This is a genomic window from Mucilaginibacter terrenus (assembly GCF_003432065.1).
In the GTDB taxonomy this organism is placed as follows: domain Bacteria; phylum Bacteroidota; class Bacteroidia; order Sphingobacteriales; family Sphingobacteriaceae; genus Mucilaginibacter; species Mucilaginibacter terrenus.
In genome coordinates this window covers 402171-427882 of record NZ_QWDE01000002.1, presented here as the reverse complement: position 1 = coordinate 427882, position 25712 = coordinate 402171, and the positions used below count along the sequence as shown (strand labels likewise).

At 43.0% G+C, this 25712-nt stretch carries 26 protein-coding genes; all 26 read right to left on the bottom strand.

Annotated elements, in window-relative coordinates:
• Window positions 1-6: 6 nt before the first annotated feature.
• The 26 genes from DYU05_RS12545 to DYU05_RS12415 all read right to left on the bottom strand — a co-directional run bounded on the left by DYU05_RS12545 (window position 7) and on the right by DYU05_RS12415 (window position 25630).
• Complete coding sequence (locus tag DYU05_RS12545) at window positions 7-3096, bottom strand: SusC/RagA family TonB-linked outer membrane protein (RefSeq protein WP_117383454.1); 3090 nt, start codon at window positions 3094-3096, stop codon at window positions 7-9.
• 131 nt (window positions 3097-3227) lie between these two features.
• On the bottom strand, window positions 3228-3725 hold the full coding sequence (locus DYU05_RS12540) for an acetyl-CoA carboxylase biotin carboxyl carrier protein subunit (protein WP_117383453.1): 498 nt from the start codon (window positions 3723-3725) through the stop codon (window positions 3228-3230).
• Window positions 3725-4384: a DUF4159 domain-containing protein gene (locus DYU05_RS12535; RefSeq protein ID WP_117383452.1), complete on the bottom strand. Its 660-nt coding sequence runs from the start codon at window positions 4382-4384 to the stop codon at window positions 3725-3727. Before DYU05_RS12535 ends, DYU05_RS12540 begins: the two co-directional genes overlap by 1 nt.
• Window positions 4381-5091, bottom strand: a complete 711-nt coding sequence (locus tag DYU05_RS12530; protein WP_117383451.1) for a 16S rRNA (uracil(1498)-N(3))-methyltransferase — start codon at window positions 5089-5091, stop codon at window positions 4381-4383. The genes DYU05_RS12535 and DYU05_RS12530 overlap by 4 nt, the downstream gene beginning before the upstream one ends.
• Before the next feature lie 11 nt (window positions 5092-5102).
• Complete coding sequence (locus DYU05_RS12525) at window positions 5103-6443, bottom strand: hemolysin family protein (protein ID WP_117383450.1); 1341 nt, start codon at window positions 6441-6443, stop codon at window positions 5103-5105.
• A 5-nt stretch (window positions 6444-6448) separates the two neighbouring features.
• A complete protein-coding gene (locus DYU05_RS12520; RefSeq protein WP_117383449.1) occupies window positions 6449-6997 on the bottom strand; it encodes an inorganic diphosphatase in 549 nt (182 codons plus the stop codon).
• Between the two features lie 5 nt (window positions 6998-7002).
• On the bottom strand, window positions 7003-7656 hold the full coding sequence (locus DYU05_RS12515) for a DedA family protein (protein WP_117383448.1): 654 nt from the start codon (window positions 7654-7656) through the stop codon (window positions 7003-7005).
• A 53-nt stretch (window positions 7657-7709) separates the two neighbouring features.
• Window positions 7710-9095 carry an NADH-quinone oxidoreductase subunit N gene (locus DYU05_RS12510; protein WP_117383447.1) on the bottom strand — a complete coding sequence of 462 codons (1386 nt, stop codon included), beginning with the start codon at window positions 9093-9095 and terminating at the stop codon, window positions 7710-7712.
• Between the two features lie 18 nt (window positions 9096-9113).
• The gene (locus tag DYU05_RS12505) at window positions 9114-10580 is read right to left on the bottom strand and encodes a complex I subunit 4 family protein (RefSeq protein ID WP_117383446.1); all 1467 of its coding nucleotides are present in this window, start codon (window positions 10578-10580) and stop codon (window positions 9114-9116) included.
• A 21-nt stretch (window positions 10581-10601) separates the two neighbouring features.
• Entirely contained in the window at window positions 10602-12506 is a 1905-nt protein-coding gene (gene nuoL, locus DYU05_RS12500) for an NADH-quinone oxidoreductase subunit L (protein ID WP_117383445.1), read from the bottom strand.
• An 87-nt stretch (window positions 12507-12593) separates the two neighbouring features.
• Window positions 12594-12923, bottom strand: coding sequence for an NADH-quinone oxidoreductase subunit NuoK (gene nuoK, locus DYU05_RS12495; RefSeq protein ID WP_117383444.1), 330 nt, complete (start codon window positions 12921-12923; stop codon window positions 12594-12596).
• Entirely contained in the window at window positions 12923-13423 is a 501-nt protein-coding gene (locus DYU05_RS12490; protein ID WP_117383443.1) for an NADH-quinone oxidoreductase subunit J family protein, read from the bottom strand. The genes nuoK and DYU05_RS12490 overlap by 1 nt, the downstream gene beginning before the upstream one ends.
• Before the next feature lie 62 nt (window positions 13424-13485).
• Window positions 13486-13983: a NuoI/complex I 23 kDa subunit family protein gene (locus DYU05_RS12485; protein WP_117383442.1), complete on the bottom strand. Its 498-nt coding sequence runs from the start codon at window positions 13981-13983 to the stop codon at window positions 13486-13488.
• Window positions 13984-13993: 10 nt separating this feature from the next.
• Window positions 13994-15040 carry an NADH-quinone oxidoreductase subunit NuoH gene (gene nuoH / locus DYU05_RS12480; RefSeq protein ID WP_117383441.1) on the bottom strand — a complete coding sequence of 349 codons (1047 nt, stop codon included), beginning with the start codon at window positions 15038-15040 and terminating at the stop codon, window positions 13994-13996.
• Window positions 15040-16032, bottom strand: coding sequence for a 2Fe-2S iron-sulfur cluster-binding protein (locus tag DYU05_RS12475; protein ID WP_117383440.1), 993 nt, complete (start codon window positions 16030-16032; stop codon window positions 15040-15042). Before DYU05_RS12475 ends, nuoH begins: the two co-directional genes overlap by 1 nt.
• 13 nt (window positions 16033-16045) lie before the next feature.
• Entirely contained in the window at window positions 16046-17410 is a 1365-nt protein-coding gene (gene nuoF, locus DYU05_RS12470; protein WP_117383439.1) for an NADH-quinone oxidoreductase subunit NuoF, read from the bottom strand.
• A gap of 1 nt (window position 17411) precedes the next feature.
• Entirely contained in the window at window positions 17412-17936 is a 525-nt protein-coding gene (locus DYU05_RS12465; protein WP_117383438.1) for an NADH-quinone oxidoreductase subunit NuoE family protein, read from the bottom strand.
• Window positions 17929-19140 (bottom strand): NADH-quinone oxidoreductase subunit D, encoded by a 1212-nt coding sequence (locus DYU05_RS12460; protein ID WP_117383437.1) that lies wholly within the window; start codon window positions 19138-19140, stop codon window positions 17929-17931. Before DYU05_RS12460 ends, DYU05_RS12465 begins: the two co-directional genes overlap by 8 nt.
• A gap of 8 nt (window positions 19141-19148) precedes the next feature.
• Window positions 19149-19652 (bottom strand): NADH-quinone oxidoreductase subunit C, encoded by a 504-nt coding sequence (locus DYU05_RS12455; protein ID WP_117383436.1) that lies wholly within the window; start codon window positions 19650-19652, stop codon window positions 19149-19151.
• Window positions 19652-20194 (bottom strand): NADH-quinone oxidoreductase subunit B, encoded by a 543-nt coding sequence (locus DYU05_RS12450; protein WP_117383435.1) that lies wholly within the window; start codon window positions 20192-20194, stop codon window positions 19652-19654. Before DYU05_RS12450 ends, DYU05_RS12455 begins: the two co-directional genes overlap by 1 nt.
• A 117-nt stretch (window positions 20195-20311) precedes the next feature.
• A complete protein-coding gene (locus tag DYU05_RS12445; RefSeq protein WP_117383434.1) occupies window positions 20312-20683 on the bottom strand; it encodes an NADH-quinone oxidoreductase subunit A in 372 nt (123 codons plus the stop codon).
• A gap of 75 nt (window positions 20684-20758) precedes the next feature.
• Entirely contained in the window at window positions 20759-22444 is a 1686-nt protein-coding gene (locus DYU05_RS12440) for a tetratricopeptide repeat protein (RefSeq protein ID WP_117383433.1), read from the bottom strand.
• A 26-nt stretch (window positions 22445-22470) separates the two neighbouring features.
• A complete protein-coding gene (locus DYU05_RS12435; protein WP_117383432.1) occupies window positions 22471-23391 on the bottom strand; it encodes a PstS family phosphate ABC transporter substrate-binding protein in 921 nt (306 codons plus the stop codon).
• Between the two features lie 224 nt (window positions 23392-23615).
• The gene (locus tag DYU05_RS12425) at window positions 23616-24443 is read right to left on the bottom strand and encodes an energy transducer TonB (protein WP_117383430.1); all 828 of its coding nucleotides are present in this window, start codon (window positions 24441-24443) and stop codon (window positions 23616-23618) included.
• A 29-nt stretch (window positions 24444-24472) separates the two neighbouring features.
• Complete coding sequence (locus tag DYU05_RS12420) at window positions 24473-25006, bottom strand: ExbD/TolR family protein (protein ID WP_117383429.1); 534 nt, start codon at window positions 25004-25006, stop codon at window positions 24473-24475.
• 6 nt (window positions 25007-25012) lie between these two features.
• On the bottom strand, window positions 25013-25630 hold the full coding sequence (locus DYU05_RS12415; RefSeq protein WP_117383428.1) for an ExbD/TolR family protein: 618 nt from the start codon (window positions 25628-25630) through the stop codon (window positions 25013-25015).
• Between the last annotated feature and the right edge of the window lie 82 nt (window positions 25631-25712).

Here is a 25712-nt window from a genome sequence, read left to right as displayed (position 1 = left end):
ATTAAATTATAATCCTATGTTCACTCCGAAAGTAATGGTGCGCGGCTGTGGTGCTGAGTAAAAATCAACCCCTAAGTTTATGTTACTTGCCTGGTAATCTGCATTTACTTCCGGATCCCAACCCTTATATTTAGTTATTACAAACAAGTTATAAGCGTTCATGAATACCCGTGCGTTGTTTAGTTTTATTTTGGATAACCACGCTTTAGGAACGTTATAGCCCAGTGCAACAGTTTTACACCTTACGTAAGAACCATTTGAAAGATATCTGCTTGAAGCATTCGTTCCGTTGGAGTAAAACAACCTTGGCTCCGGCACATCAGTAATGTCACCAGGCTTATCCCAGTAATTCATCTGATCAACCGTTTGGTTATCAAAACCGTTACTTGCGCTTGCGCTCATGTACTGGCCGCCGCCATTGTATATCTTGTTGCCAAATGCACCTTGAAAGGTTACAGAAAGGTCGAAACCGCCGTAGGCAAACGTATTGGTGAAGCCACCTGTATATTTAGGTGTTGGGTTACCCAGTACCACATTTTGCGCAGCGTTATAATCGTTTGTAGTACCTTTCTCCAGATTACCGTTTGCGTCTTTAGTATTCAGGTAGTATAATGCGTCGCCGTTTGCAGGATCAACGCCTGCGTACTCACGTCCGTAGAAAACACCTATGGGTTGGCCTTCTATAACGCGGTTCAGGTCGTTGGTTCCCAATATCTGGCCTTTTACATCAGTTACTATATTTTTATTGTAAGCTGCGTTAACACTAGATGTCCACCGGAATTTGCCTACAAAAATGTCGCCTGAGAGCTCAAGCTCAAAGCCTTTATTGTACAACTTGCCCAGATTTTGCGTCTGTGTAGAAATGCCCAGAGTTCCTGGTATGTTCACATTCAATAACAAATCACGTGTGTTTTTACGGTAGTAATCAACGGTACCTGACAAACGATTATTAAAAAATCCGAAGTCCAATCCAACATCCAATTGCCCTGTAGTCTCCCATTTAAGATCTGGGTTGGCTATTTGGAAAAACCGCTGCCCGGCAGAACCGTTGTACCCTGCATCGCCTGAGAAAAGCCCCAATGCCGAATAATTACCTACCTCAGCATTACCGGTTAACCCGTAGCCTGCCTTAAGCTTTAAGTTACTCAGTATGGTGCTATTTTTCAGGAAGTCTTCCTCAGACAAGATCCACCCACCGGATACCGCTGGGAAAAACCCATACCTGTTGTTGGTACCAAAGCGCGATGATGCATCAGTTCTGGCACTTGCAGTTAACAAGTACTTACCCATGTAAGCATAGTTGGCACGGGCAAAATAGGATACAAAGCTATATTCATTTTGTGAAGAAGACCCGCCGGACTTAACCGCTGCAGAAGCAATTTGCTTGTAAGCGTCTGACGGGAATTGCTGTCCTTGTATGTCATTTCCAACAAAGTGGCTGTATTCATAGCTCATACCACCGGTAACATCAAGCGAGTGGTTTGTATTGAATACATTTTTGTAAGTAAGGTAGTTGTTTACCGTATAATGTATAATACTGTTATTGGTATTTTGACCGGCGCCGTTTGGAGTACCTGTATTACGGAAAGTAAGCCTTCCGTAATAACTATCTTCATTTTGATTGGTTTGGTCGACACCAAACTCGCTTCGGAAACTTAGGTGATTTAATACTTGCCAATTTGCATACACGTTGCCTATAGTACGGTATATGGTTGTGTTAAAATAGGCATTATCAACACTTAGCAATGGGTTATAATACACAGGATAATTACTTGCAGAGCCTGGCAGACTTCCGCTTAGCAAACCCGAACGCGGGTCTATTACTGGTGTAATAGGTGACAATGCCACAATTTGCAACGGAGTAGAAAACTGGTTGTCGTCAGATATCCTGTTGTTTACCGTATTGGCGAAGTTAAGGTTCATCCCTACGTCCAACCTGTTGAAAGGTTTTGATGATAGGTTAAGTCGTCCTGAATACTTCTTAAACCTATTCCCCTGTAGTATACCTTTTTGATCTGAGTACTGTCCGGATATGTAATAGTTGGTCTTGTCGTTTCCGCCAGACATATTCAAATCATAAATTGCCTGCGGCGCGTCCTGGTAAGCGAGCTTCTCCCAGTCAGTATTTACTGCTCCAACATCTGCCTGCCCTGCGGCATACCTGGTAAGTCGGCTCTCTACAAAAGCCTGATCATCTGCCAATGCATCTTCATAGGTATCATAGAAGCCATTGTTAAAATCCTGGAGTGCTCCACCAACGGCAGACCGGCGCTCTATCTGCAAATACTGCTCTGTGTTTAGAAATTGCCTGTGCCTGGAGGGTTTACTGTTACCGAATTGTGCACTAAAGTTTAATTTGGTACGGCCAGCTTTACCCTGCTTAGATGTAAGTAAAATAACGCCGTTTGAGGCTCTGGAACCGTATATTGCAGATGCTGATGCATCTTTTAAAATCTGTACAGATTCGAAATCGTTAAAGTTTATATCCGCAAGTGGGTTGGTTGCAGCAGAGGTACTTGAAAGGTCGCCCTGGTTTAGGATAATACCATCAAGCACTATTAAAGGTTGTGTACCCGCGGAGATAGATGAAGTACCACGTACGCTAATTTTGATACCCTGGCCAAGTTTACCGTTGTTGGCCTGGATAACCACACCAGCGGCTTTACCTTGAATAGCCTGCTCAAGAGTAGTAACCGGAGTGTTACCTATTTCCTTTGCAGCTATAGAAGCTACTGAACCCGTAATATTTTGCCTCTTTTGCGTGCCGTAACCTACAACTACAACTTCTCCTAACTGTTTAGAATCTGTTGTTAAAGCGGCGTTTAATACAGTACCTGATATTGAAAGTTCAAAATCTTTGTAGCCAATATACTTGAACACCAAAGTTTTCGCACTTGCCGGCACGGATAGGCTATAGCTGCCGTTTATATCGGTTTGCACGCCGATGTTTGGCGAGCCTTTTACGGACACCGTTACTCCCGGTAACGCTGAGCCGTCCTTCTGATCAGTTACCTTACCTGTAATAACACTGTTTTGACTAAACGCGAATGTTACAGATACAAATAACAGCAGGAATGAGAGTAGAATTTTCTTCATGCTTTAGTTGTTTTGTGAATAGAAAAAGTAAGTTAACAACTAAAAAGTGCAAAAACAACAAAGGACATAAAAATATATGCCCTTTGTTAACAAAATTTTAATTCATCTACTTAAATAGTATATTTTATAAACTAAAAAGAAATCATTACCTGTCCTTTTTCAACTTTACCGCCTTCTTTAATAAAAACAGACTTGATTTTTACATCCGCTGGTGCTTTTATGATGTTCTCCATCTTCATTGCTTCCAGTATCAGCAAATTTTCTCCTTTTTTTATATCTTGCTGTTCTTTTGCGAATATTTTAAGCACCAAACCAGGCATTGGCGCTTTTATTTCGCTTACAACTGTAGCATTAGCCGAACTTAAACCCATCTTGTCAAGTAGAAGATCGTAGTTGTCCTTTACTGTGAGGTTGTAGATAGAATTATTCACTCTAACCTCTGCAACTTTGGTTGCTTTGTCAAAGCTTATTACTTCTACTTGTGTGGAAACGTTATTTTTTATTACGTTATACAAAGAGTTATTTATACAGGCTATGTCTGCCTGGTGCGTCTTACCATTTACAAGCAACTCACCGTTTTGGCTACTAGTTTCGAAATGGTATTCGTCGTTTACTGTTATCTTATACATTACTTAGTAAATATATACTGAATTAAATTTGCCCCCATGCGTAACGCCTTTAGCCGCGTCTCCTGGCTATCACCGGCGTAAGTTCCTAAATCTTCCCAGCCATTGCCAAGATCACATTCAACGGTGTAAAAGCATACCAGCCTGCCTTTATATATCAATCCGTAGCCTTGTGGCCGTTTACCATCATGCTCATGTATTTTGGGTAGACCTGCCGGGAAGTTAAACTTCTGATGATATATGGCATAGTTAACCGGTAGTTCGACAAAGTTTAGTTCCGGAAAAACTTTTTTCATCTGGGGACGGATGAACTTGTCTAATCCGTAGTTATCATCTATATGCAAAAAGCCACCACCGGTTAAGTATTTCCGAAGGTTTTTAGCTTCCAGATCACTGAATATCACGTTGCCGTGGCCCGTCATAAATATAAACGGGTAGTTAAAAAGCTGCTCGCTCCCAACCTCTACCGTTTCTTCCTCAGGTTCGAAGTTGGTTTTAAGGTTATCATTACAGAATTTAATCAGGTTGACTAATGCAGTACGGTCGCCATACCAATCACCGCCTCCATTATACTTAAGCCTGCCCATTTTATAGGATGGCACATTAAAGCCGCTTGCCGTAATCAGCAAAGCAAATAATAGTGCCAGAAGTAATTTCCTCATATCCGGTTTAAAAAGTTCACTTCAAAACAGGCCTCCAAGGCGGCTGTCTCTGTACGTAAACGGCTTTCGCCTAAAGATATTGGATTGAATCCGCTTTGCAAAGCGGTATCTACTTCGTTAGGAGTAAAGTCACCTTCGGGCCCTATCAATACCAACGTCTTGCGTCCTGGTATAAGCGTTTGTGAAAGAGTAGTTTTTTCACTGTTGATACAATGAGCAATATACTTCTGACTATCGTTACTGCTTTTAATAAACTGGCTTAAAGTTACGGCTTCGTTGAGTACCGGGTGGTATGCCTTAATAGACTGCTTTACAGCTGATGTAATAATTTTGTTTAGCCGGTCTATCTTGGCCTCTTTTCTTTCAGACCGCTGGCAAATGATTAAAGATATTTCATCAATACCTATTTCAGTTGCCTTTTCAAGGAACCATTCGGTTCGTTCAATATTCTTTGTAGGCGCAATGGCTATGTGGAGGTAGTGGTTTCGCTTTTGATAATTTAATTCAACAGAGTTGATGTGCAGGATTGTCCGCTTTGGATGTGGGTCCTTTATCTCGGCGCTATATAACCCTCCTTTACCATCAATCAAAGTAACCAGATCGCCCACAACAAGCCTTAGTACACGTATGGCGTGCTTGCTTTCTTCCTCGGTTAAAAAGTATTGGGATAATTTAGGGTCGATATCAGGTGTGTAAAACAAATGCATAGCTTGTGTTACTAGTGCAGGTCTACCGCATCCTCCTCGTTTATTAACAGCTCCAATTTAACCGACTCAATATTCTGGTCTGACTTTTTGAGTACTGTTATATTGTAGCCATTAGATTCTTTCTGCTCGCCAACGTCAGGTATCTTACCAAAAATGTCGCCCAACCATCCGGATACTGTATCGAAATCGCCATCTTCGGGTAAGTCATGCGGAAGATGTTCGTTAACGTCGTAAATAGGAGCAAGTGCGTTAACAACAAACTCGCGTTCGGTTATTTTTTCTACAATTGGCTTCTCTTCGTCAAACTCATCCTGTATCTCGCCAACCAATTCCTCAACAATATCTTCCAAGGTCACCATTCCTGCTGTACCACCAAACTCGTCACTTACAATTGCTATTTGTATGCGCTTTTGCTGCAGTTCGGCCATCAGGTCGTTAATCTTTTTTGTTTCCGGGATGAAGTAAGGTTTACGCATAATGTCCTTCAACACTATGTCATCTCCCTTTACTAAAAGAGGCAGTACATCTTTGGCGTGCACAATACCTACAATTTTATCAATCACTTCATCGTACACAGGCATACGTGAATACCCCTCTGTAACCAGCATTTCTAACAGCTCCGCCTTAGGCGTATCCAATTCAATACCTTGTATTTTAGTACGAGGTACCATAATGTTCTTTACCACCCGCTCGTTGAAGTCGAATACGTTCTGTATCAATTCGTGCTCGTTAGAGTCAATGGCGCCGGTTTCCTTGCCTTGCTCCAACAGATACTGCAGTTCTTCTGATGAATGATGTGTTTCACCTCCCTCTACATTAGCGATGCCAAATGCTTTTAAAATCAGGTTAGCGAAACCATTAAGTACCCATATAAATGGCCTTGCTGCTATAAAGAATCCTCGTAATGGTAGCGAAACCGCTAACGTTGTACGGACTGACTTTTGAATAGCGATCGACTTAGGGGCTAATTCTCCAAATACAATATGTAAAATTGTAATGGTGGCAAATGCCAACACATGGCTGGCTGTAATAAAGCCAGGTGAAAGTGTTATGCCTACCGCCAGAAATGCTCTTATCACTATGTTGGTAGCAACCTCTTCCCCCACTACACCTAACGCAAGTGAAGCAATGGTGATGCCGAGTTGTGTGGCGGCTAAATAGCCGTCCAAATTATGTAATATACCGCGTGCTACCTTTGCTACGCCGCTGCCAGATTTTGCTTTAATTTCAATTTGCGAACCGCGGACACGCACCATCGCGAACTCCGCGGCAACAAAAAACCCATTCAGAAGCACCAAAAAAATGGTGGCTATAATATAAAATACACTTATTTCGTAATGCTCGGGGCCCATTAAAATTACGCTTGGTAAACAGGGAAAGTGGACTTATAAAGATCCATACTTTCAGATATAACCTTGTGGGCATAACGCACACCAAGCAAATGCTCGATAGTTACGTTCTTGCCTTCTAGTTTTTTATAATCTTTAAAGAAACGCACGATTTCGGTCATGGCGTGTGGCGGCAATTCGTTAAGATCGTTAATGTAGTTTACAGACATATCGTTCTTTGCTACGGCAATAATCTTGTCGTCTTGTTCGCCGTTATCTACCATGTGCATTACACCTACAACTTTTGCTTCAATAATAGACATTGGAAAAACGTCTATAGAGCAAAGTACTAAAATATCAAGCGGATCTTTGTCGTCGCAATAAGTTTGTGGTATAAAGCCGTAATTGGCCGGATACATTACAGATGAAAACAAAACACGGTCAAGTTTTAACAAGCCTGAATCTTTGTCAATTTCATATTTGGCTTTTGAGCCTTTTGGTATTTCAATTATCGCGTTTACAATCTCAGGAATGTTTTCACCGGGAGAAACCTGGTGCCATGGGTGTAGGGTGCTCATGCAGTTTAGATGTTGTTTTTATTTGTTTCGTTGCCGCCCGAAATCTTCTTTTTGACAAAAGCAAAAATCAGCGGCACTGTTGTTATAATAATTAATCCCAATATTATATATTGCAGGTAATCTTTTAGTTGCGGGAACCTGCGCCCCAAAAAATAACCTGCCAGTGTTAACGTTGTTACCCATGCAACACTGCCAATGATATTGTATAAAGTAAATTTTTTGATATCTACTTTAACAACACCTGCAAATATAGGGGCAAAAGTCCTAACTATCGGGAAAAATCTTCCTAAGATAAGCGCCATTCCACCATATTTTGCGTAAAACTCTTCGGCAACTACGATATAGCGTTTCTTAAAGAACAACGAATCATTCTTACTGAACAAAACAGGCCCTGTTCGGTAGCCAAACCAATAACCTGTAAAGTTGCCCAAGATGCCTGCAGCAATCAATGAAAGAACTAGTACATAAACAGGCACCTGGATAATCCCGGCTGCACTAAGTATCCCAGCTAAAAAAAGAAGATAATCACCGGGCAGGAAGAACCCGAAGAACAAGCCGGTTTCCGCAAAAACCACAATAAGCAACAGGTAAAAACCGCCACTGCTAATAATGGATTGTGCATCTGTTAAAGTGCGCAGGTATTCCCAAAAGTTCTCCATCAACTATATCTGTAAAACTACAAATATTAATGGAAAAATGCTTTCAAGCAAAATTAAATAAGGCTAGATACCAAGGTGGGGTAAACCCCTATTACTATGGTAGCTAAAGCAGAGAAGCCTAATACAAACTTGTAATATGCCGGAACTACTACTTCTGTACGTTCCGCAGGGCGGAAATACATGGCAACTATAACCCTAAAGTAGTAGAAGATGCTTATAATAGCGTTTACCACAGCTATAATCACCAACCAATACCTGTATTGAAGTAATGCACCTGAAAACATGTAGAACTTACCCATGAAGCCTGCAGTTAGTGGTATCCCCGCAAGAGAAAGCATGCTGATTGTAAGTACAAACGCTAAAAAGGGGTTTTTGCCGGCCAGACCATTAAAACCCTCAAAATCGTCAGTCCCCGTTTGCTGCCTTACCAGCACCAGTGCACCAAAGGCAATTATTGATGCTATAGAGTATGCTGTAGCATAAACAAATACCGAATTTGCAGAAGCGGCACCCAATGCTACAATAGCAAAAAGCAAGTATCCGGCATGCGATATACTGGAGAACGCCAGCATTCGCTTAAAGCTTTGCTGGTAAAGCGCCGTGATATTCCCAATGAACAACGTTATAATAGTTATTACCATTAGCACAGGTGCCCAAAAATCGGCAATGGTGGCAAAACAAGCTGAGAACAGCCTAAGGAACGCTGCAAAACCTGCTGCTTTCACAACTGTAGACATGTATGCGGTAATGAGCGAAGGAGCACCTTCATAAACGTCTGGCGTCCAAAAATGAAACGGTGCAGCGCCCACTTTAAAACAAAGGCCTACTATAATCAGCATTACACCCGTATAGAACAGGGGATCAACTTTGCGGGGATGAGTTACGATCCAGTCACGGATAGCATCCAGATCAAAAGAACCTGTTGAGCCGTAAATAAGCGTTATGCCGAACAATAGGAACCCGGTTGAGAAGGCACCCATTAAGAAGTACTTTAAGGCAGCTTCGTTGGAGGCAAAATCGTTTTTACGAATGCCGGCAAGAATGTACAAACTAACTGACATGATTTCGATACCGATGAACAGCATGGTTAGGTTGTGATAGCTTACCATAACTATTATGCCAGCAAGCGAGAATAGAATAATAGCATAGTACTCCGCAACATGTGTGCTTATCTTTTCAAAATAGCCTTTTGAAAGCATCAAAATCAATATGGTAGATATAATGCTTACTACTGTAAAGGCAACAGAAAAGTTGTTGAACAGCAGCATGCCGTTATAAATAGGCTGTGCCTGATCTTGAGTGGTCCATGCTGCAATGGCAGTGCCCATAGCAACCAGCATACCAATAATAGCGACGGGCAACAAAGCTTTTTGAGCTTTAAACAAGCCGAGGTAAAGTAGTACTATCGGTAAAACAGATATGATAATTAAAGGTGTCATTTCTATTATATCTGTATGTTAAAATTTAGCATTCATAAACTTATGACTAACCTCGTTGAAAAGGTGATTTGCGGCAGCCTCAGATATATGCAAAAGCGGCTGCGGATAAACACCTATAACAATGATTAGCGCGCAAATAATACCCAACGCAAGTTTTTCTGAGCCTTTAATATCTGTAAAGGTTGCCGTAAGGTCGTTTAACTGCCCTTGCATTACCCCTTTGTACATTCTCAACATATATACAGCACCAAAGATTATGGTAAGGCCAGCAACAGCTGCGAAATACAAACCGTAGCTAAAAACACTCTTTAACAACAGAAACTCGCCAACAAATCCGTTAGTAAGCGGTAACGCAACTGTACCCAGTGTGATAATCAGGAATGCAATTGCAAAATTCGGAGCTACTTTAGCTATGCCACCAAGCTGGTCTATATCCCGGGTGTTCATTCTACGGCTTATAATATCCCATATAAAGAACATTCCTACTACGTTTATACCATGGCTTACCATTTGTATTAGAGCACCTTGTATACCCACCAGGTTCCATGCAAAAATACCCGCAGCTATAAGGCCAACGTGTGCTATAGAAGAATAAGCAACCAGGCGCTTACCATCTTTTTGTTTAAAGGCAATTATTGATGCATATACAATGCCGATAATAGCGAGTATCATGGCCGTATTCACCCAATGTAAAAAGCCTAACGGTGCATTAGGTATCATCCAGCGGATTGCACCATAAATACCCATTTTCAGCATAATTCCGGAAAGCATCATGCTACCGCCTGATGGCGCCTCGCTGTAGGTATCCGGTTGCCAGGTATGGAAAGGGAACAATGGCATCTTTATAGCAAAAGCAATAAAGAACGCCAGGAAAACCCACGACTGCTGGCCGGGTGATAAGGCCAAATCATAAAATGCATGAATGTCATACACCTTGTTAGGCGTTTGCAGGTACAGGTAAATAATACCTACCAGCATAAAAAGTGAACCTGCAAAGGTGTAAATAAAGAATTTCAGGTTAACGCGGATGCGGTTCTCGCCGCCCCATAGCGCACAGATGAAATAAATCGGTATCAACGCGGCTTCCCATCCAACATAAAACAAGAAACCATCTAGTGCTGTAAACACTGTTAGCAAACCTGCCTGCATAAACAGAATTAAAGCATAAAAAGCATTTGCATTCTTATACTGATGTTCATAGGTGGTCAGGATAATAATTGGCACAAGCACTGTAGTTAACAGCACCATAACCATGCTGATACCATCTATGCCGGCGCTAAAGTAAATGCCAAATTTAGGTATCCACGGCAGATCAATCGCATACTGTATAGATCTGTCGGCAACAAAGCCGCTAAGGAAGTAAAACGCCAGTGCAAGCTCTGCAAGTGCAAAAAACATGGATGCATGCTTTGCAGATCCGTTCTTAATAAACGAAACAACTATAGCAGCTAAAACCGGTAAAAGAAGTAAAATACTAACCGTCATTTTATATTGTAAGCACCAGGCTTATATTTTAACAAAACTGTATACTAAAACGGCGATAATGCCAATAACCATCATGAATATGTAAAAGCCTACATTACCTGTTTGCAGCAGACGCAGGCCTTTGCTTGCCTCTACTGTACCTTTACCTAAACCGTTAACCAGGCCGTCAATTCCGCTTTTTTCTATGATGTTATAAAAGAATACCGATGCAGCATCAAGTGGCTTACGGATTATTGTATCATACAATTCATCTACATAAAACTTGTGGTAAGACAGGTTGGATAATGCAGGCCTTTCCTGATCATCTGCAACCGGCACGTGAGCATTACTTACGTATTTAACATAAGCGTAAATCAGCGCAAGTATTGCTACACCCACGGATACAGCCATCAATATCCATTCTGTGCTGTGGCTTAGCTCATGCTCACCAAGCAATGCAACCGAGCCTTTAAATACCGGGGCAAGGTACGCGCCAAGTTCATGATGGCCACCCATGACTGCAGGAACACCAATAGCACCCGCAATGGCTGAAAGAACCGCAAGTACTATCAGCGGAATAGTCATGCTTGCGGGAGACTCATGCAGGTGATGTTCTTGTTCGTGCGTTCCGCGGAATTTACCCCAAAACGTCAAGTACATCATCCGGAACATATAAAACGATGTTAAACCGGCGGTGATAACACCAACTACGTAAAATGTTGTGCTATGCGCAAAAGCAGCAGCTAATATCTCGTCCTTTGAAAAGAACCCCGAGAAAGGAGGGATACCAGCAATGGCTATAGTGCCTATCAGCATGGTAATAAAGGTTATTTTGATCTTACCTTTTAATTCTCCCATTTTGCGCATGTCCTGCTCTCCTCCCATGGCGTGGATAACGGAACCAGCCCCAAGGAATAACAAAGCTTTGAAGAATGCGTGAGTTAACACGTGAAAAAATGATCCGGTATAAGCACCAACACCTAAGCCCAGGAACATGTATCCTAACTGAGATACTGTTGAATACGCCAGTACCTTTTTTATGTCGGTTTGTGTAAGTGCAATAAGGGCAGCAAAGCAAGCAGTCGCTAATCCGATGATAGCTATTACCTCCATAGTGTCAGGCGCCATGCTGAACAAGATGTTAGAGCGTGCTATCATGTAAATACCCGCTGTAACCATGGTTGCAGCATGTATAAGCGCTGATACTGGCGTTGGGCCTGCCATTGCATCGGGCAGCCAGGTGAACAGCGGCAACTGTGCCGATTTACCAACCGCGCCTATAAACAACAGCAGCGTTACTACTGTGAAATATAAATGGCCGCGAGGCATGCCGCCAACCTTAGGGAATATCTCCTGAAAAGAAGTGCTGTTAAACTCTTTAGCTAAAAGGAATATTCCTAACAAGAACCCGAGGTCACCTATACGGTTCATGATAAATGCCTTTTTAGCAGCGTCAGAATAGGCGCCATTGGTATACCAAAAGCCGATAAGCAGGTATGAGCATAAACCTACACCTTCCCAGCCAACAAACATCACCACGTAGTTACTGCCCATTACCAAAAGCAGCATAAAAAACACAAACAGGTTCAGGTAAGCGAAGAACTTGCCGAAACCTGCATCATCATGCATGTAACCTGCAGAGTAAAGGTGAATTAAAAAACCTACACCAGTGATGATCAGCAACATTATAGAGCTTAACTGATCAACCAGGAAAGAGAATGGAATTTTAAAGCTTCCTACGCTGATCCAATCAAATACAGTAACGTTAATGGGAACACCGGAAGATTTTATCTGGAAGAATGCCGCAAGGCTTAATCCAAATGCCACCAGCACCAGCAAACTGCCAATGGTGCCAATAATGCCTTTAGATAAGCTGTTACGTCCTAGTCCGTTTATCACAAAACCGGCCAGAGGTAATACAGGAATAAGCCAGATCAAATTGTTCATATAATTCGCCCCATAATTCCCATGAAGGGAACAGAAGTTTTTAAATTTATTTTATGCCGAACGCTCCTGTTCAGGAACAGGCGTGCTTTACCACTTCAAACGATTCAGGACATTGATGTCTATCGAATTGGTGTTCCGGTATATCATTACTATAATGGCCAGGCCCACTGCAACTTCCGCAGCAGCAAGTGCCATAATAAAAAATACAAATACTTGTCCTGCTGCGTCGCCGCGATATACGGAGAATGCGGTCAACAGAAGGTTAACCGAATTCAGCATTAACTCTACAGACATGAATATCACTATCGCATTACGGCGTAATAACACACCCATTATGCCGATAGAAAATATAACAGCGCTTAAAAGAATGTAATGGTTTAACGGAACCGTGTGAATTGCGTGGGTTAAACTTTCCATTATGCGGTTGCTTTAGGATCTTTTGTAGCCAATAAAACGGCGCCTACCATTGCCGATAACAGCAATACGGACGACACTTCAAAAGGCAGTAGGAATTCGTTGAACAATACTTTACCCAAATTTTTAACCAACCCTAATCCCGGGTTTTTGATAACCAGCGGATCAGACGCGCCTACCAGTTTTAACGATGATACCAGCGCAACCGCTAAAATACCACCACCAAATACAGCAGCCAGTTTTACTTGGAAGGGTTTTACAGGCTCAGCTTCCTTATTAAGGTTAATAAGCATCAGCGTGTATAAGAACAGCACCAATATGGCACCCATGTAAACGATGAAATTAACGATAGCCAAAAACTGCGCGTTTAGTAAGATGTAGTGAATAGTGAAAGTAAAAAACGTGAGTATAAGGTACAGAATACTGTGCACCGGGTTTTTTGCAGAAATAACCAGTATGGAGAAAAATATCGATAAAAACGCAATGACGTAAAATGTACTCATATTTATCTTCTACAAATACCCTTGCCTCTTTTTAAGGCTGGGCAAAGGTATAAAACTTCTTGTTATTGGTTTAAAGGTGGCTCTACTAATTTATCCTTGCCGTAAATAAAGTCTTTACGTAAATAGTCTGAAGGGACAATATCCCCGTCCAGGTATATCGCCTCTTTAGGGCAAGCTTCCTCGCACAAGCCACAAAAAATGCAGCGTAGCATGTTTATCTCGTAAACTGCGGCATACTTCTCTTCACGGTAAAGGTTTTCCTCACCCTTCTGGCGTTCACCTGCAGTCATTGTAATAGCTTCTGCCGGGCATGATAGTGCACATAACCCGCAGGCTGTACAACGCTCACGTCCCTCTTCGTCACGTTTAAGTGAGTGCATTCCCCTGAAGTTTTCAGAGAACTCACGCTTCTGTTCTGGGTATTGTATAGTTACAGGCTTTTTCCAAAAGTGCTTCATGGTAATACTGAGCCCTTTTGCTATAGCCGGCAGGTAGGCCTTCTCCCAAAAATTGAGTGGCTTTACCTCTAAAACTTTCTTTTTATTACTTAATGATTCCATTTACCTGCTTTTATAAAAAGGTAATAACTATACCTGTAATAACTATGTTAGCTATAGCCAGCGGTATAAGCACCTTCCAGCCAAGATCCATTAACTGGTCATAACGGAAACGCGGGATTGTCCAGCGTATCCACATGAAGAAGAAAATGAACATGAATACTTTGCCAAACAACAGCACTGTTCCTAATATCACAGAAATGTTTGGCCCTGCGTTTGCAGCAACCCAATCCATCCCCGGGTAGTTGTAACCACCCCAATAAAGGGTTGCCATTACTGCCGACGAAACAAACATATTGATGTATTCCGCAAACAGGTAAAAGCCCAGCTTCATAGACGAATACTCGGTATGGTACCCGCCCACAAGTTCTGTTTCACACTCCGGAAGGTCAAAAGGCGTACGGTTAGTTTCGGCAAAAGCACACACCAGGAATAATAAGAAACCTAAAGGCTGCTTGAAAAAATTCCAGGTAAACCATCCATTTGCCCAAAAGCCATGCTGCTGCTGAGCTATTTCGCCCAGGCTCAAAGTGCCTGTAACCAATAACAAAGCAATAATGCTAAGGCCCATTGAAATTTCGTAGCTGATATTTTGAGAGGCAGCACGTATAGCACCCAACAAAGAATATTTGTTGTTTGACGCCCAACCACCTATCATCACACCGTATACACCAAGTGAAACCACGCCGAAAATATAAAGTATACCTACGTTTATATCAGTAACTTGCAATGGAATGCTCTTGCCATTCACCACTAGGTTTTGTCCCCATGGGATAACCGCTGAACCGATACAAGCTGTTAAAATAGCCAGAGAGGGGCCAACTATGAACAGGAATGGCGTTGCATTGGTAGGAATAATTTCTTCTTTCAGGAACATTTTACCACCATCTGCAAGCGGCTGTAATATACCCCATGGACCAGCACGGTTTGGCCCTATCCTATCCTGAAAAAATGCCGCTATCTTACGCTCGGCATAGGTAGAATACATGGCAATAACAAGGCTTATTAAAAAGATAACTATAATAAGCCCGAATTTAATGGCTATATCTGTTAGTTCCATTAGAGGCGTGTCTCCCTTTCAAATTGTTCTTTATTGGCCTGCTGCAGTAACGGATTGGTTTTAACCACCGGCAGCGGCTTAAGCGTATCGTAGTGATTTGCGCTGATAACCGATTTATTAGAAATCTTACGAGGCCCTTCTATAACCCAATCACTGGTTTTCTTTTTATCAAAACGGCAGGTGTTACAAATGAATTCCTCAGCCTCACCGTATTCATCTTTACGAGCGGTAACCCTCAACACATCTTCACCTTTATACCACAAGGTTACTTTACCGCAGCATTTGTCGCAATCGCGGTGAGCTTCTACAGGCTTGGTGAACCATACACGGTTTTTGAAACGGAAGGTCTTGTCGGTAAGTGCGCCTACAGGGCATACATCAATGATGTTGCCGCTAAAGTCATTATCAACCGCTTTTTGGATATAAGTTGATATTTCTGAGTGGTCTCCTCTGTTCAGGATCCCATGTATACGGTGATCTGTGATCTGATCGGCAGTGAAAACACAACGGTAGCAAAGTATGCAGCGCGTCATGTGCAGTTGTATCTTGTCGCCTATGTCTATTCTTTCGAAGGTACGGCGGTCAAATTCGTAGCGTGTTTTAGCAGCACCATGCTCGTAGCCAAGATCCTGCAAGTGGCATTCACCTGCCTGGTCGCAAACAGGGCAATCCAGCGGGTGATTGATCAAAAGCATCTCCACAACGCCTTTACGAGCTTCAATAACTTCAGGAGATGTTATGTTTTGCACCTCCATGCCATCCATGACCGTTGTACGGCAACTAGCAACGAGTTTAGGCATCGGGCGCGGGTCCTTCTCAGAACCTTTGCTCACCTTTACCAGGCAGGTACGACATTTACCACCACTACCTTCCAGCTTGGAGTAGTAGCACATAGCAGGCGGAACAATGTCGCCACCTATCATCCTTGCGGCATTTAGTATGGTTGTGCCCGGCTCTACTTCTATTGATATGTTGTCTATTGTAACCTTCATTGAAATTTCTCCTTTATGCCTCTGCTTTTTCTAACAGTGGCAGCGGATCTGCGTAGTGCGCCAGTCCGTAATTCCTTGTTGTCACCTCATGGGCATTGGTTACATGCCACTCAAATTCGTTCCTGAAGTGGCGTATAGCGCTGGCTACCGGCCATGCTGCTGCGTCTCCAAGCGGACAGATAGTATTACCTTCTATCTTCTTGCTAACGTCTACCAGCAGGTCCATGTCAATCATTTTGCCATGGCCATATTCTAAGCGATGAAGGACTTTTTCCATCCAGCCGGTTCCTTCGCGGCAAGGCGAACATTGTCCGCAGCTTTCGTGGTGATAAAATCTTGCAAAGTTCCAGGTGTTGCGTACAATACACTGGTCTTCGTCATAAGCTATGAAGCCGCCGGAACCCATCATGGTGCCGGTTGCAAAACCACCATCAGCTAACGACTCATAGCTCATCAGCCTGCTTTCGTTGTTGATGGTCTTCAATATCAGGTTAGCCGGCAAAATCGGTACAGATGAACCACCAGCAACAACCGCCTTCAGGCGTTTGCCATTAGCTATGCCCTGGCAATATTCATCACCGTATATAAACTCTTCTACTGGTACACCAAGTTCAATCTCATATACACCCGGGCGTTTAAGATTTCCTCCTGCAGATATCAACTTGGTACCAGTGCTCCGGCCAATACCAACTTTAGCGTACTCTTCTCCACCTTCGTTAACGATTGGTACTACAGCAGCTATCGATTCAACATTGTTCACTACAGTTGGGCAACCATATAAACCAGCAATAGCCGGAAAGGGTGGCTTAATGCGCGGGTTACCACGCTTTCCTTCCAGTGATTCCAACAATGCCGTTTCTTCACCGCAAATGTATGCGCCGCCTCCCGGTTGAACGTAAAGTTCAAGGTCATAACCGGTGCCTAGAATATTGGTCCCTAAAAAGCCTTTTGCTTTAGCTTCAGCAATAGCTTTTTCAAGAATGCGAATCTGGGGCATCATCTCGCCGCGAACGTAGATGTATGATGTTTTGGCACCCAGCGCGTAGCTTGCTACTATCATACCCTCTATCAACAGGTGAGGGATATGCGTCATCAGGTAACGGTCTTTAAAAGTACCGGGTTCAGATTCATCTGCGTTACACACCAGGTAACGCGCTACACCTTCCGGTTTTGCCAGAAAGCTCCACTTCATGCCGGTAGGAAAACCCGCACCACCACGGCCGCGTAAGCCTGATTTCTTAACCTCTTCTACAACTTCGTCTGGTGTGAGGGTCTTCAAGGCCTTTTCTACTGACGCGTAACCACCTTTGGAGCGATACACATCAAATGTATTAATGCCAGGTACGTTTATATGTTCGAGTAAAAGCTTACGTCCCATGTTAGTTGCCAGCCTTTCTTCTGAGATCGGCAATCAAAGTATCTACCGACTCGTTTGTTAAGTTCTCGTAAAAAGTATATTCGGGGCCTATTTGCAGTACCGGGCCATAACCACAGGCAGCAAGGCACTCAACGCCGCGCCAGCTAAATAAACCATCTGGAGTTACGTCGCCTTCTTTAACACCTAATGTTTGCTCCACATGATCAATAATCTTGCTTGCGCCAACTGTCTCGCAAGGGCCGGTGCGGCAAACTTCCAGCATGTACTTGCCCTGCGGCTTTAAAAAATACATGGTGTAAAAAGAGGCAACCTCATAAACCTCTATAGGTTGTATATCCAGGTAGGCCGCTACTTTATCCATTGCCGGCGGGCTTACCCAGCCAAACTCCGCCTGTACAAGGTGCAGTATAGGCAATAAAGCAGATTTTTGCTTTCCTTTCGGATAACGGCTAACTACGTCGTCAAATTTTGTTATCAGCTCCGGTGAAAAGTTTACCGGCGCGCTGGTTTCTTGTACGCTAAGCATCTAATTCTCCGGCTATAACATTTAAACTACTCATGTTTATGATCGCATCAGATAACAACATCCCCTGGCTCATTGGCGCATACATCTGGTAGTTAATGAAACTAGGCCTGCGGAAATGCAAGCGGTAAGGCGAGCGGCCTCCATCATTAACCAGGTAAAATCCCAATTCCCCGTTAGCACCTTCTACCGCGTGGTAAACTTCAGCGTTAGGAGTGTCCACTTCGCCCATCACAATTTTAAAGTGATAGATCAAAGCTTCCATGTTGTTGTATACTTCCTGTTTTGGCGGCAGGTAAAACTCCGGCACATCCGCATGAAATATTTCTGGCGATTCTTTTTCTATTTTATCAAGCGCCTGTTCTATCAGTCGCATGCTTTGCCACATCTCTTCATTACGCACCAGGAAGCGGGCGTAAACATCGCCATTGTCCCCCACCGGTACCTCAAAGTCAAATTCTTCGTAAGATGAATATGGTTCCATCGCACGTACATCATAGTCAACACCGGCGGCACGCAAGATAGGGCCGGTCCAGCTATAGTTCAGTGCAGTTTCGGCAGTAACAGCAGCTACACCACGTGTACGGTCTACAAATATGCGATTACGGTTAAACAAGCTTTCAAACTCCTTTAAACCATAATTAAAATCCTTTAGAAACTTGCGGATCTTGTCAAAAGCTATTTTGTTGAAATTACGCTCGAACCCTCCTATACGACCAATGTTGGTTGTAAGGCGCGATCCGCATATTTCTTCGTAAATTTCATACACCGACTCGCGATATTGCATCATGTAGGTAAAGCCTGTTAAGGCTCCTGTATCTACACCTAATATCGAGTTGCAAATAATGTGGTCGGTAATACGGGCCAACTCCATAATGATGATTCGCATGTAATCAACACGTTTCGGAGTAGTAATGCCCAGAAGCTTCTCAACGGTCATGTGCCATCCCATATTGTTAATGGGCGACGAACAGTAGTTCAGACGATCAGTAAGCGGGGTGATCTGGTAAAAAGGCCTGTGCTCGGCAATTTTTTCGAAAGCGCGGTGTATATAGCCTATTGTTGATACGCCGTTAACAATACGCTCGCCATCCATCTGTAACACATTCTGGAACACCCCGTGCGTTGCCGGGTGGGTTGGCCCAAGGTTAAGTGTGGAGTACTCGGTCTGCGGATCGTTGTCAGTAAAAACAGGATGATTCTGCATCTTATATGTTATCTTCCGAAAAAGTAATCTTTCTTATCAATACGGTTAGGGTCCTCTAACGGGAACTCTTTCCTCATAGGAAATACCGTCATGTCATCAACATTCAGTATCCGGCGTAAATCCGGATGGCCGTCAAACACTACACCAAAAAAGTCGTACGTCTCGCGCTCCATCCAGTTAGCACCCTCCCACAAGTTGGTTGCAGTAGGTATGTGAACATTGTCAGCCGTCAAGAACACCTTTACACAAATACGGGTGTTAGTAGTAAGGCTATGTAAATGATAAATAACACCTATCGACTTCTCCAACTCAGGATAATGAATAGCTGTAATATCTGTCAGGAATATGAACTTCAACTCTTCGTCCTGCTTTAAATAAGCAAGCACGTCCGTTATCAGCTCTTTAGTTGTTTCCACCGCTAACAGGCCAAAATCCTGATTTAGCGGCATTACCTGGTCGCCAAAACGACCAGCAAGTTTTTCTACAAGAACTTCGTTAGCTATCTTACCCATTATTGTATTCCGTATTTAGCTAAAAGTTCCTGATATTTCGGTTCGTTACGACGCCGGGAACTTTCTGTTTGCACCAGCTTTTGTATTGCCATAAAGCCATCAATTATAGCCTCAGGACGCGGAGGGCAGCCTGGAACATATACATCAACCGGGATAACTTCGTCAATCCCCTGCAAAACAGAATAAGTATCAAATATACCACCGCTCGATGCACAAGCGCCAACAGCCATAACCCAACGTGGTTCTGCCATTTGCAAATAAACCTGCCTAAGTACAGGCCCCATCTTTTTAGATATGGTACCCATAACCATTAACAGATCTGCCTGGCGGGGTGAAAAACTGATACGCTCTGCGCCAAAGCGCGCAAGGTCGTAGTGTGATGCCATGGTTGCCATAAACTCAATGCCGCAGCATGATGTTGCAAAGGGCAGTGGCCATAATGAGTTTGCACGCGCCAGCCCTATTGCCTTGTCTAACGACGTAGCAAAAAATCCTTGCCCTTCTACACCTGCCGGAGCGTCAACTAATTGAATATCACTCATGAATTTTAATCGAAAATGTATAAATTCATCAGCTTTGCTGATTATGCAAATTTAAACAAAATACGTTGTAACAAGCACATTGGGAATAGCGCCGTCAATATTTAGAATCAGTCTAAACTAATCCCAATCAAGCGCTTTTTTCTTGATAACGTAGATGAAGCCGGCTAGTAATGTTGCCATAAAAATGAACATTTCTATAAGGCCATTTTTACCAAGATCGCGGAAGTTCACTGCCCACGGGTACATAAATATCACCTCCACATCAAACAATACAAATAGTATAGCTACAAGGAAGTATTTAATGGACATCGGCGTGCGGGCGTTACCCACAACCTCTATGCCCGACTCAAAGGGTGTAAGCTTGTCCTTTGTTTCGCGTTTAGGCCCAATTTTGTGCGTAACAAACATCGTGGTAAACACAAACCCCAACGCCACCAGCATCTGGAATATAATTGGCAGGTAATCAACAGATGTACTTTGTAACTCCATACTGCAAATATACAAATGGCTAAACAATAAAAAAGCCCCTTTTTCAAGGGGCTTTTCGCTCAGTAATGCTATAAATTATTTACCCTTAGCTCCACCTTTACGCTGGAAGTAAGAGGCAGCTTGTTTATTAGCTGGATCAACCTCTCTCGCTTTAGTAAAGTTTTCGGCTGCTTTAGCCTCATCTTTCTCTTTATACTCATAATAGGTTCCCAGGTACGAATAAGCTTCCCCTAATGCCCTTTTAGAACGATCATCAGTTGGTGGATTGGCCGTCATAATAGAAATATACTGTTCATAATATGGCTTAGCCAAGCCCTTTATATTGTTCCGATCTTTATCTTTGTATTCTGCAACGCGTGCGCGGTATAAAGAAACGTCTCCAATTGGTTTACTTGCTTTTTGCTGCACATAGCTAAATGCCGAGTCTGCTTTAGTTAGTAAAGTAGTGTCTGCATTTGGCTTAGCAGGATCGTAAGCGAAGTAATAGCTGAATCCTTCTCTGAAGTAGTCGTTCAGCGTTCCTTTATTAGACTTTTGCAAGTATTCGTGGTAAGCATCGCCAGCCTTTTCGTACTTCTTTTGAGCATAAAAAGACTTAGCAATTTCAGAGTAAACATCCGCCTGAGTAGTGTCAAGATCATATGCTTTTCTTAAGGCAGCAATTCCCAACGAATCTTGTCCAGATGCAATTTGAGCGCGGCCCATGTAAAGATAATCACGAGCTATCACACGTTTAGGGTCAGCCTTAGTTAACCATGTATTACCGGCTGTTATAGCTGCTGGATAATCCTTATTCTCTACTGATGAATAGAGCAAGTAGCGGTACAGCTTTAGGTTTTTTGAAGTCTTAGATAGGGCTGTAGCTTCGGTCTGTAAGGTCTTCCAATCACCTGCGTAAACCAGGAAGTCGGCGTAGCGTAGTCTCGAGTCTTCAGACATATCAGTAAGCGATAAGAACTTTCTATAGTTGTCTGTTGCCTCCTTTACCTTCACAGACGCCATCTTAGGGTCTGTAAGCGCCCAGCGTACATCTGTTTCAGCCCATTCACGATAAGCCGGCCCGTAATTCGGATCAACTGCCAATGCTTCTTTAAATTGCTTTTCAGAATCTTCAAAGTTGTTTGCAAATTTCCAAAGCACACCTGTAGCTACTTTAGCGTGGGCTGATTTTGGGTCAAGCGCAGTTGCGGCAGCATAATTTTCATATGCCTCGTTGCTTTTTAACTGTGAGCGGTAAGCATCTCCCAAAGCAATTAAAAGCTCAGCATCTTTAGGGTTAATAGCCTTGCCTTTGTTCAAAATTGCAATAGCGGCGTTGGCATCAGCAGCACTTACTTTATCGTTAACCGGATTAAGCAAATAAGCTTCGCCCATATAAACGTAAGGTTTGCTGTTTTTACCTGCTAAGCTCACTGCCTGGTTAAAGTTGTTAGTGGCAGTAGCACGGTCTTTATCTACCAAAGCTGCAGCACCAAGGCCAGCATAGTTAAGTGCTGATTTTGGGTTTACCGCAATACCTTTGTTAAATACTGTTTTCGCAGAGTCGCTGTAATCCTGCAATAAATACACCCAGCCCAGGTAAAAGAAGTTCTCGTCTTTAGAGGATTGGGTAACGGTCAAGTTCTTTAGCATAGACTTAGCCTTTTGGTATTGTTCGGCGTCAATCGCTTTCTTGGCGTCGTCTAAACTCTGCGCAAAAACCGATGACCCAAAAAACGAAAGCGCTAGTGCTAGCTTGCTTATTTTACTGATCATTTTCATCTTAGCTTCTAATAGTTATGTATAGTTTAATGTGTTATATTTATTTCCCTCGGCGGGATAGAATCAGGCAGCAGGCCCGACTTTAGTATAATCCGTTGTCCGCGTTCGCTGGCTAAAAATGATGCAAATCCGGCCCCTAAACCTTTTCTGCCCGTGCAATCAATTATATACAGCGACCTGCTTAGCGGATACGTTTGTTGGACAAGCGTTTCCTGCGAAGGTTTAAAATATTCCTTGGGTGAGGTCTTGCTACTCTCATCCTTCACACCCACTATTTTAACCTGATCAACAGCTTCAGCGTAGTCCTTATCCGGGTCATTTAGCCAAGCAAACCCTGTAATGCCAATTGCATCAGGATGGCTTGCAACATATCTGATAACCTCTTTATTAGATTTCAGAGCGTAAATATTTTTTTGTTTGAACTCGCTGTTTCCAGACAATGCCTTCAAATACCTTACCAAACTTGAGTTCGGATTGTCAAATACGATGCTTTTATCAGCTTTGGCCTTGCCATTCAACATCGCTTTAATTTCATTTACTGATATCAGTGTGTCTGTTGATGCCTGGTTTACTATAACAGCAACTGCATCAATGGCAAACTTGTTAACATCAGGCGGTAACTTGCGGCGCTTAAGTACACCGGCTTCCGCAGTGTCCAATTCCCGGGACATGATAGCAACCCTTACCTTATCGTTCAGCAACTGGTCAAGTACCTGCCCCTCTGGCAAGTAGTTAATCACCGGATTCGCTTCCGGGAAAAGCGCCTTAAAAACATATTGCTCCTCGCCTACAATAGGAGAAAACGACTCGTCACATGCAAATATTGCCTTACCAGTGGTAAAACCATCTAAAACAACACCATTTTTATCATTTGTCTGCTTACATGCCGGTAAAGTAAACAGTAACAGAGCTACCCCGCTCAATATAACTCTTACACTATCTTTCATTTGGGTCTTTACGTAAATACCTTGCGAAGCGTAGGATACTGTATAGTATTACAACTGCGCCAAAAATAGTCCGCTGCGGTTTTGGAAGCTGTGGTAAAAAGCCGCTCCATACAATAAGTAATAAACCCATTGTGAACAGCCCTACGAATACCACCCCGCCTAAAATAAGCAAAAACCGCCTTTTGGGCGATTTTTGCTCTTCATTATTATTTAATGACATTACTTTATTCTTCAGATGCCAGCGAGAATGCTACCGGTACACTGTACTGTACACGTACCGGGCGACCGTTTTGAATACCTGGCGTCCATTTAGGCGATGCCTTTAATGCACGTACTGCTTCTTCGTCGCAACCGCTGCCAATACCTCTTACAACTTTAATGTCAGTTAACGATCCGTCTCTTTCTACTACGAAAGTAAGAATAACGCGGCCCTGAACATTGTTTTCTCTTGCAATTGCCGGGTAACGAATAGCTTTACCAAGATATTTACCGAAGGCAGCATCACCACCAGGGAAACCTGGTTGTTTTTCTACCGCGGTGAAGATCTGGTTAGGGTTCTCTTCTACCACTTGTTTCACGTCAGAGTTACCAACCGGCTCCTCAATACGGATGTCCGCATTTGGGTCACCTTTCTGGTCTTTTTGTCCAGGGTCAGCTACTTCAAGTTCTTTAACGGTTGGCGGGTCTTTTTCACGCACCTCATCGTCATGTTTCACCACCGGAGGTGGAAAACGCACCTGGTCAACCTTCGGTTTAGGAGGTTCTGGAGGTGGCGGCGGTGGTTTTACTTCCTTGTTTACTGGCGGCGGGGGTAACACAACTTCGGTTACCTTTACCTTTTCAGCAGCTTTAGGGATAAATCCCTCGATCTTGTTGATGATAGTTTTTAACGAGATAATAAAAACAAACGCTACAACACCTATAATAAGAGCCCTGTTGGTATGGCGAGGGTTTTCTTTTCTTAGTTCGTATGCACCATAAGCTTTATTACGGCCGGAAAAAACAACGTCGATCCACTGCTGATTAAGTATGTCTAACTTTGATCCTAACATAGTTTTAACGTTATTTATTATTAGTGTTATTAATAGTTGCCATCACGTTTCAACAGCCCAAGTTCTGGTTCTGTGATATCAACAATAGCGTATGATTGTACAGCAGTGATGCGTATTTCGTCCAGTGCGTCAACCAGATTTTTATAAGTTGATTTATCACTTGGCTTAATAAGCACTACCATGTACTTACCGGTAGACTGCTGTATCTCCCTGCCTTTTTCAAGCAGGGTTTTACGCAAACCATCTTTACCGTAGCCTTCTGTTGTTGGCTGCGATTCGCCCGGAACACCAATAAACCACTCCACTTTGTTATTGGCGCCTAATAAAAGCGTCATCGAACGTGAAGCCGCTACTGGCAACTGGTCGTTTGTTTTTTCATCCTTATCAGGCATCGGAACATCTAATGCCTTAGGCTTCGCCAGGGTGGTTGTGAGCATAAAGAAAGTGATCAGCAAAAATGCCAGGTCAACCATTGCAGTTAAATCTACACGTGTCGACGCCTTTTTGGTCCTAACTTTCCCGCCTTTTTTACCACCCCCGCTGGAGGTATCTAATTCTGCCATTTCGGGTTATTTTTTAGTTGCCGCCCTTACAGTAGTAATAAGCGCGAACTTGTTGTTTTTTTGTTTAGTCAGAATAGTGATCACCGTTTTAATGGTTGGATACTCTTCCTTGCTATCTCCTTTAATAGTAACGTAAAGCGGCTTGCTGTGCAATGCTGCATTTGCTTTACGTGCTTCGCGTATCCAGTCTGACAACTCATTTGCATTAGTTGTGTCTTTAGGGATACCGGGCTGCTTGTACTCTTTACGCTGATCAACATCCATTTTCAGAAAACTCTGAAGTTGGTTCATCGGCACACCAAACACCGGCAGAGATGCAAATGTCGCCTTTTCCTGTGGAGTAAAGGTTACGTTGTATTTCTCTCCCATTTGCTCAAGTGTAGCCTTACGAATGTCGCTTCCGTCTACGCTAAAAAACACTTTGCCGTTACCAACAGTAAGCATCAGCGTATTGTCGTCGGGGATTGGTATCTCTACAGACGATCCCGGAACGTCAACCGGAACAGGGTCCTCAGTCCTTGGCTTCGCTGTTAATATAAAGAAGGTAAGCAGCAGGAAGGCCACGTCGCACATAGCTGTCATGTCTATGTGGGTGCTCTTTCTTGGTACTTTTACTCTTGCCATGGTACAAATTTAAAAAATAATAATTTAAAAAAACAAGTAATTCCGAATTTTATTTTGCTATATCGGAAAATAGCCTTCTTTT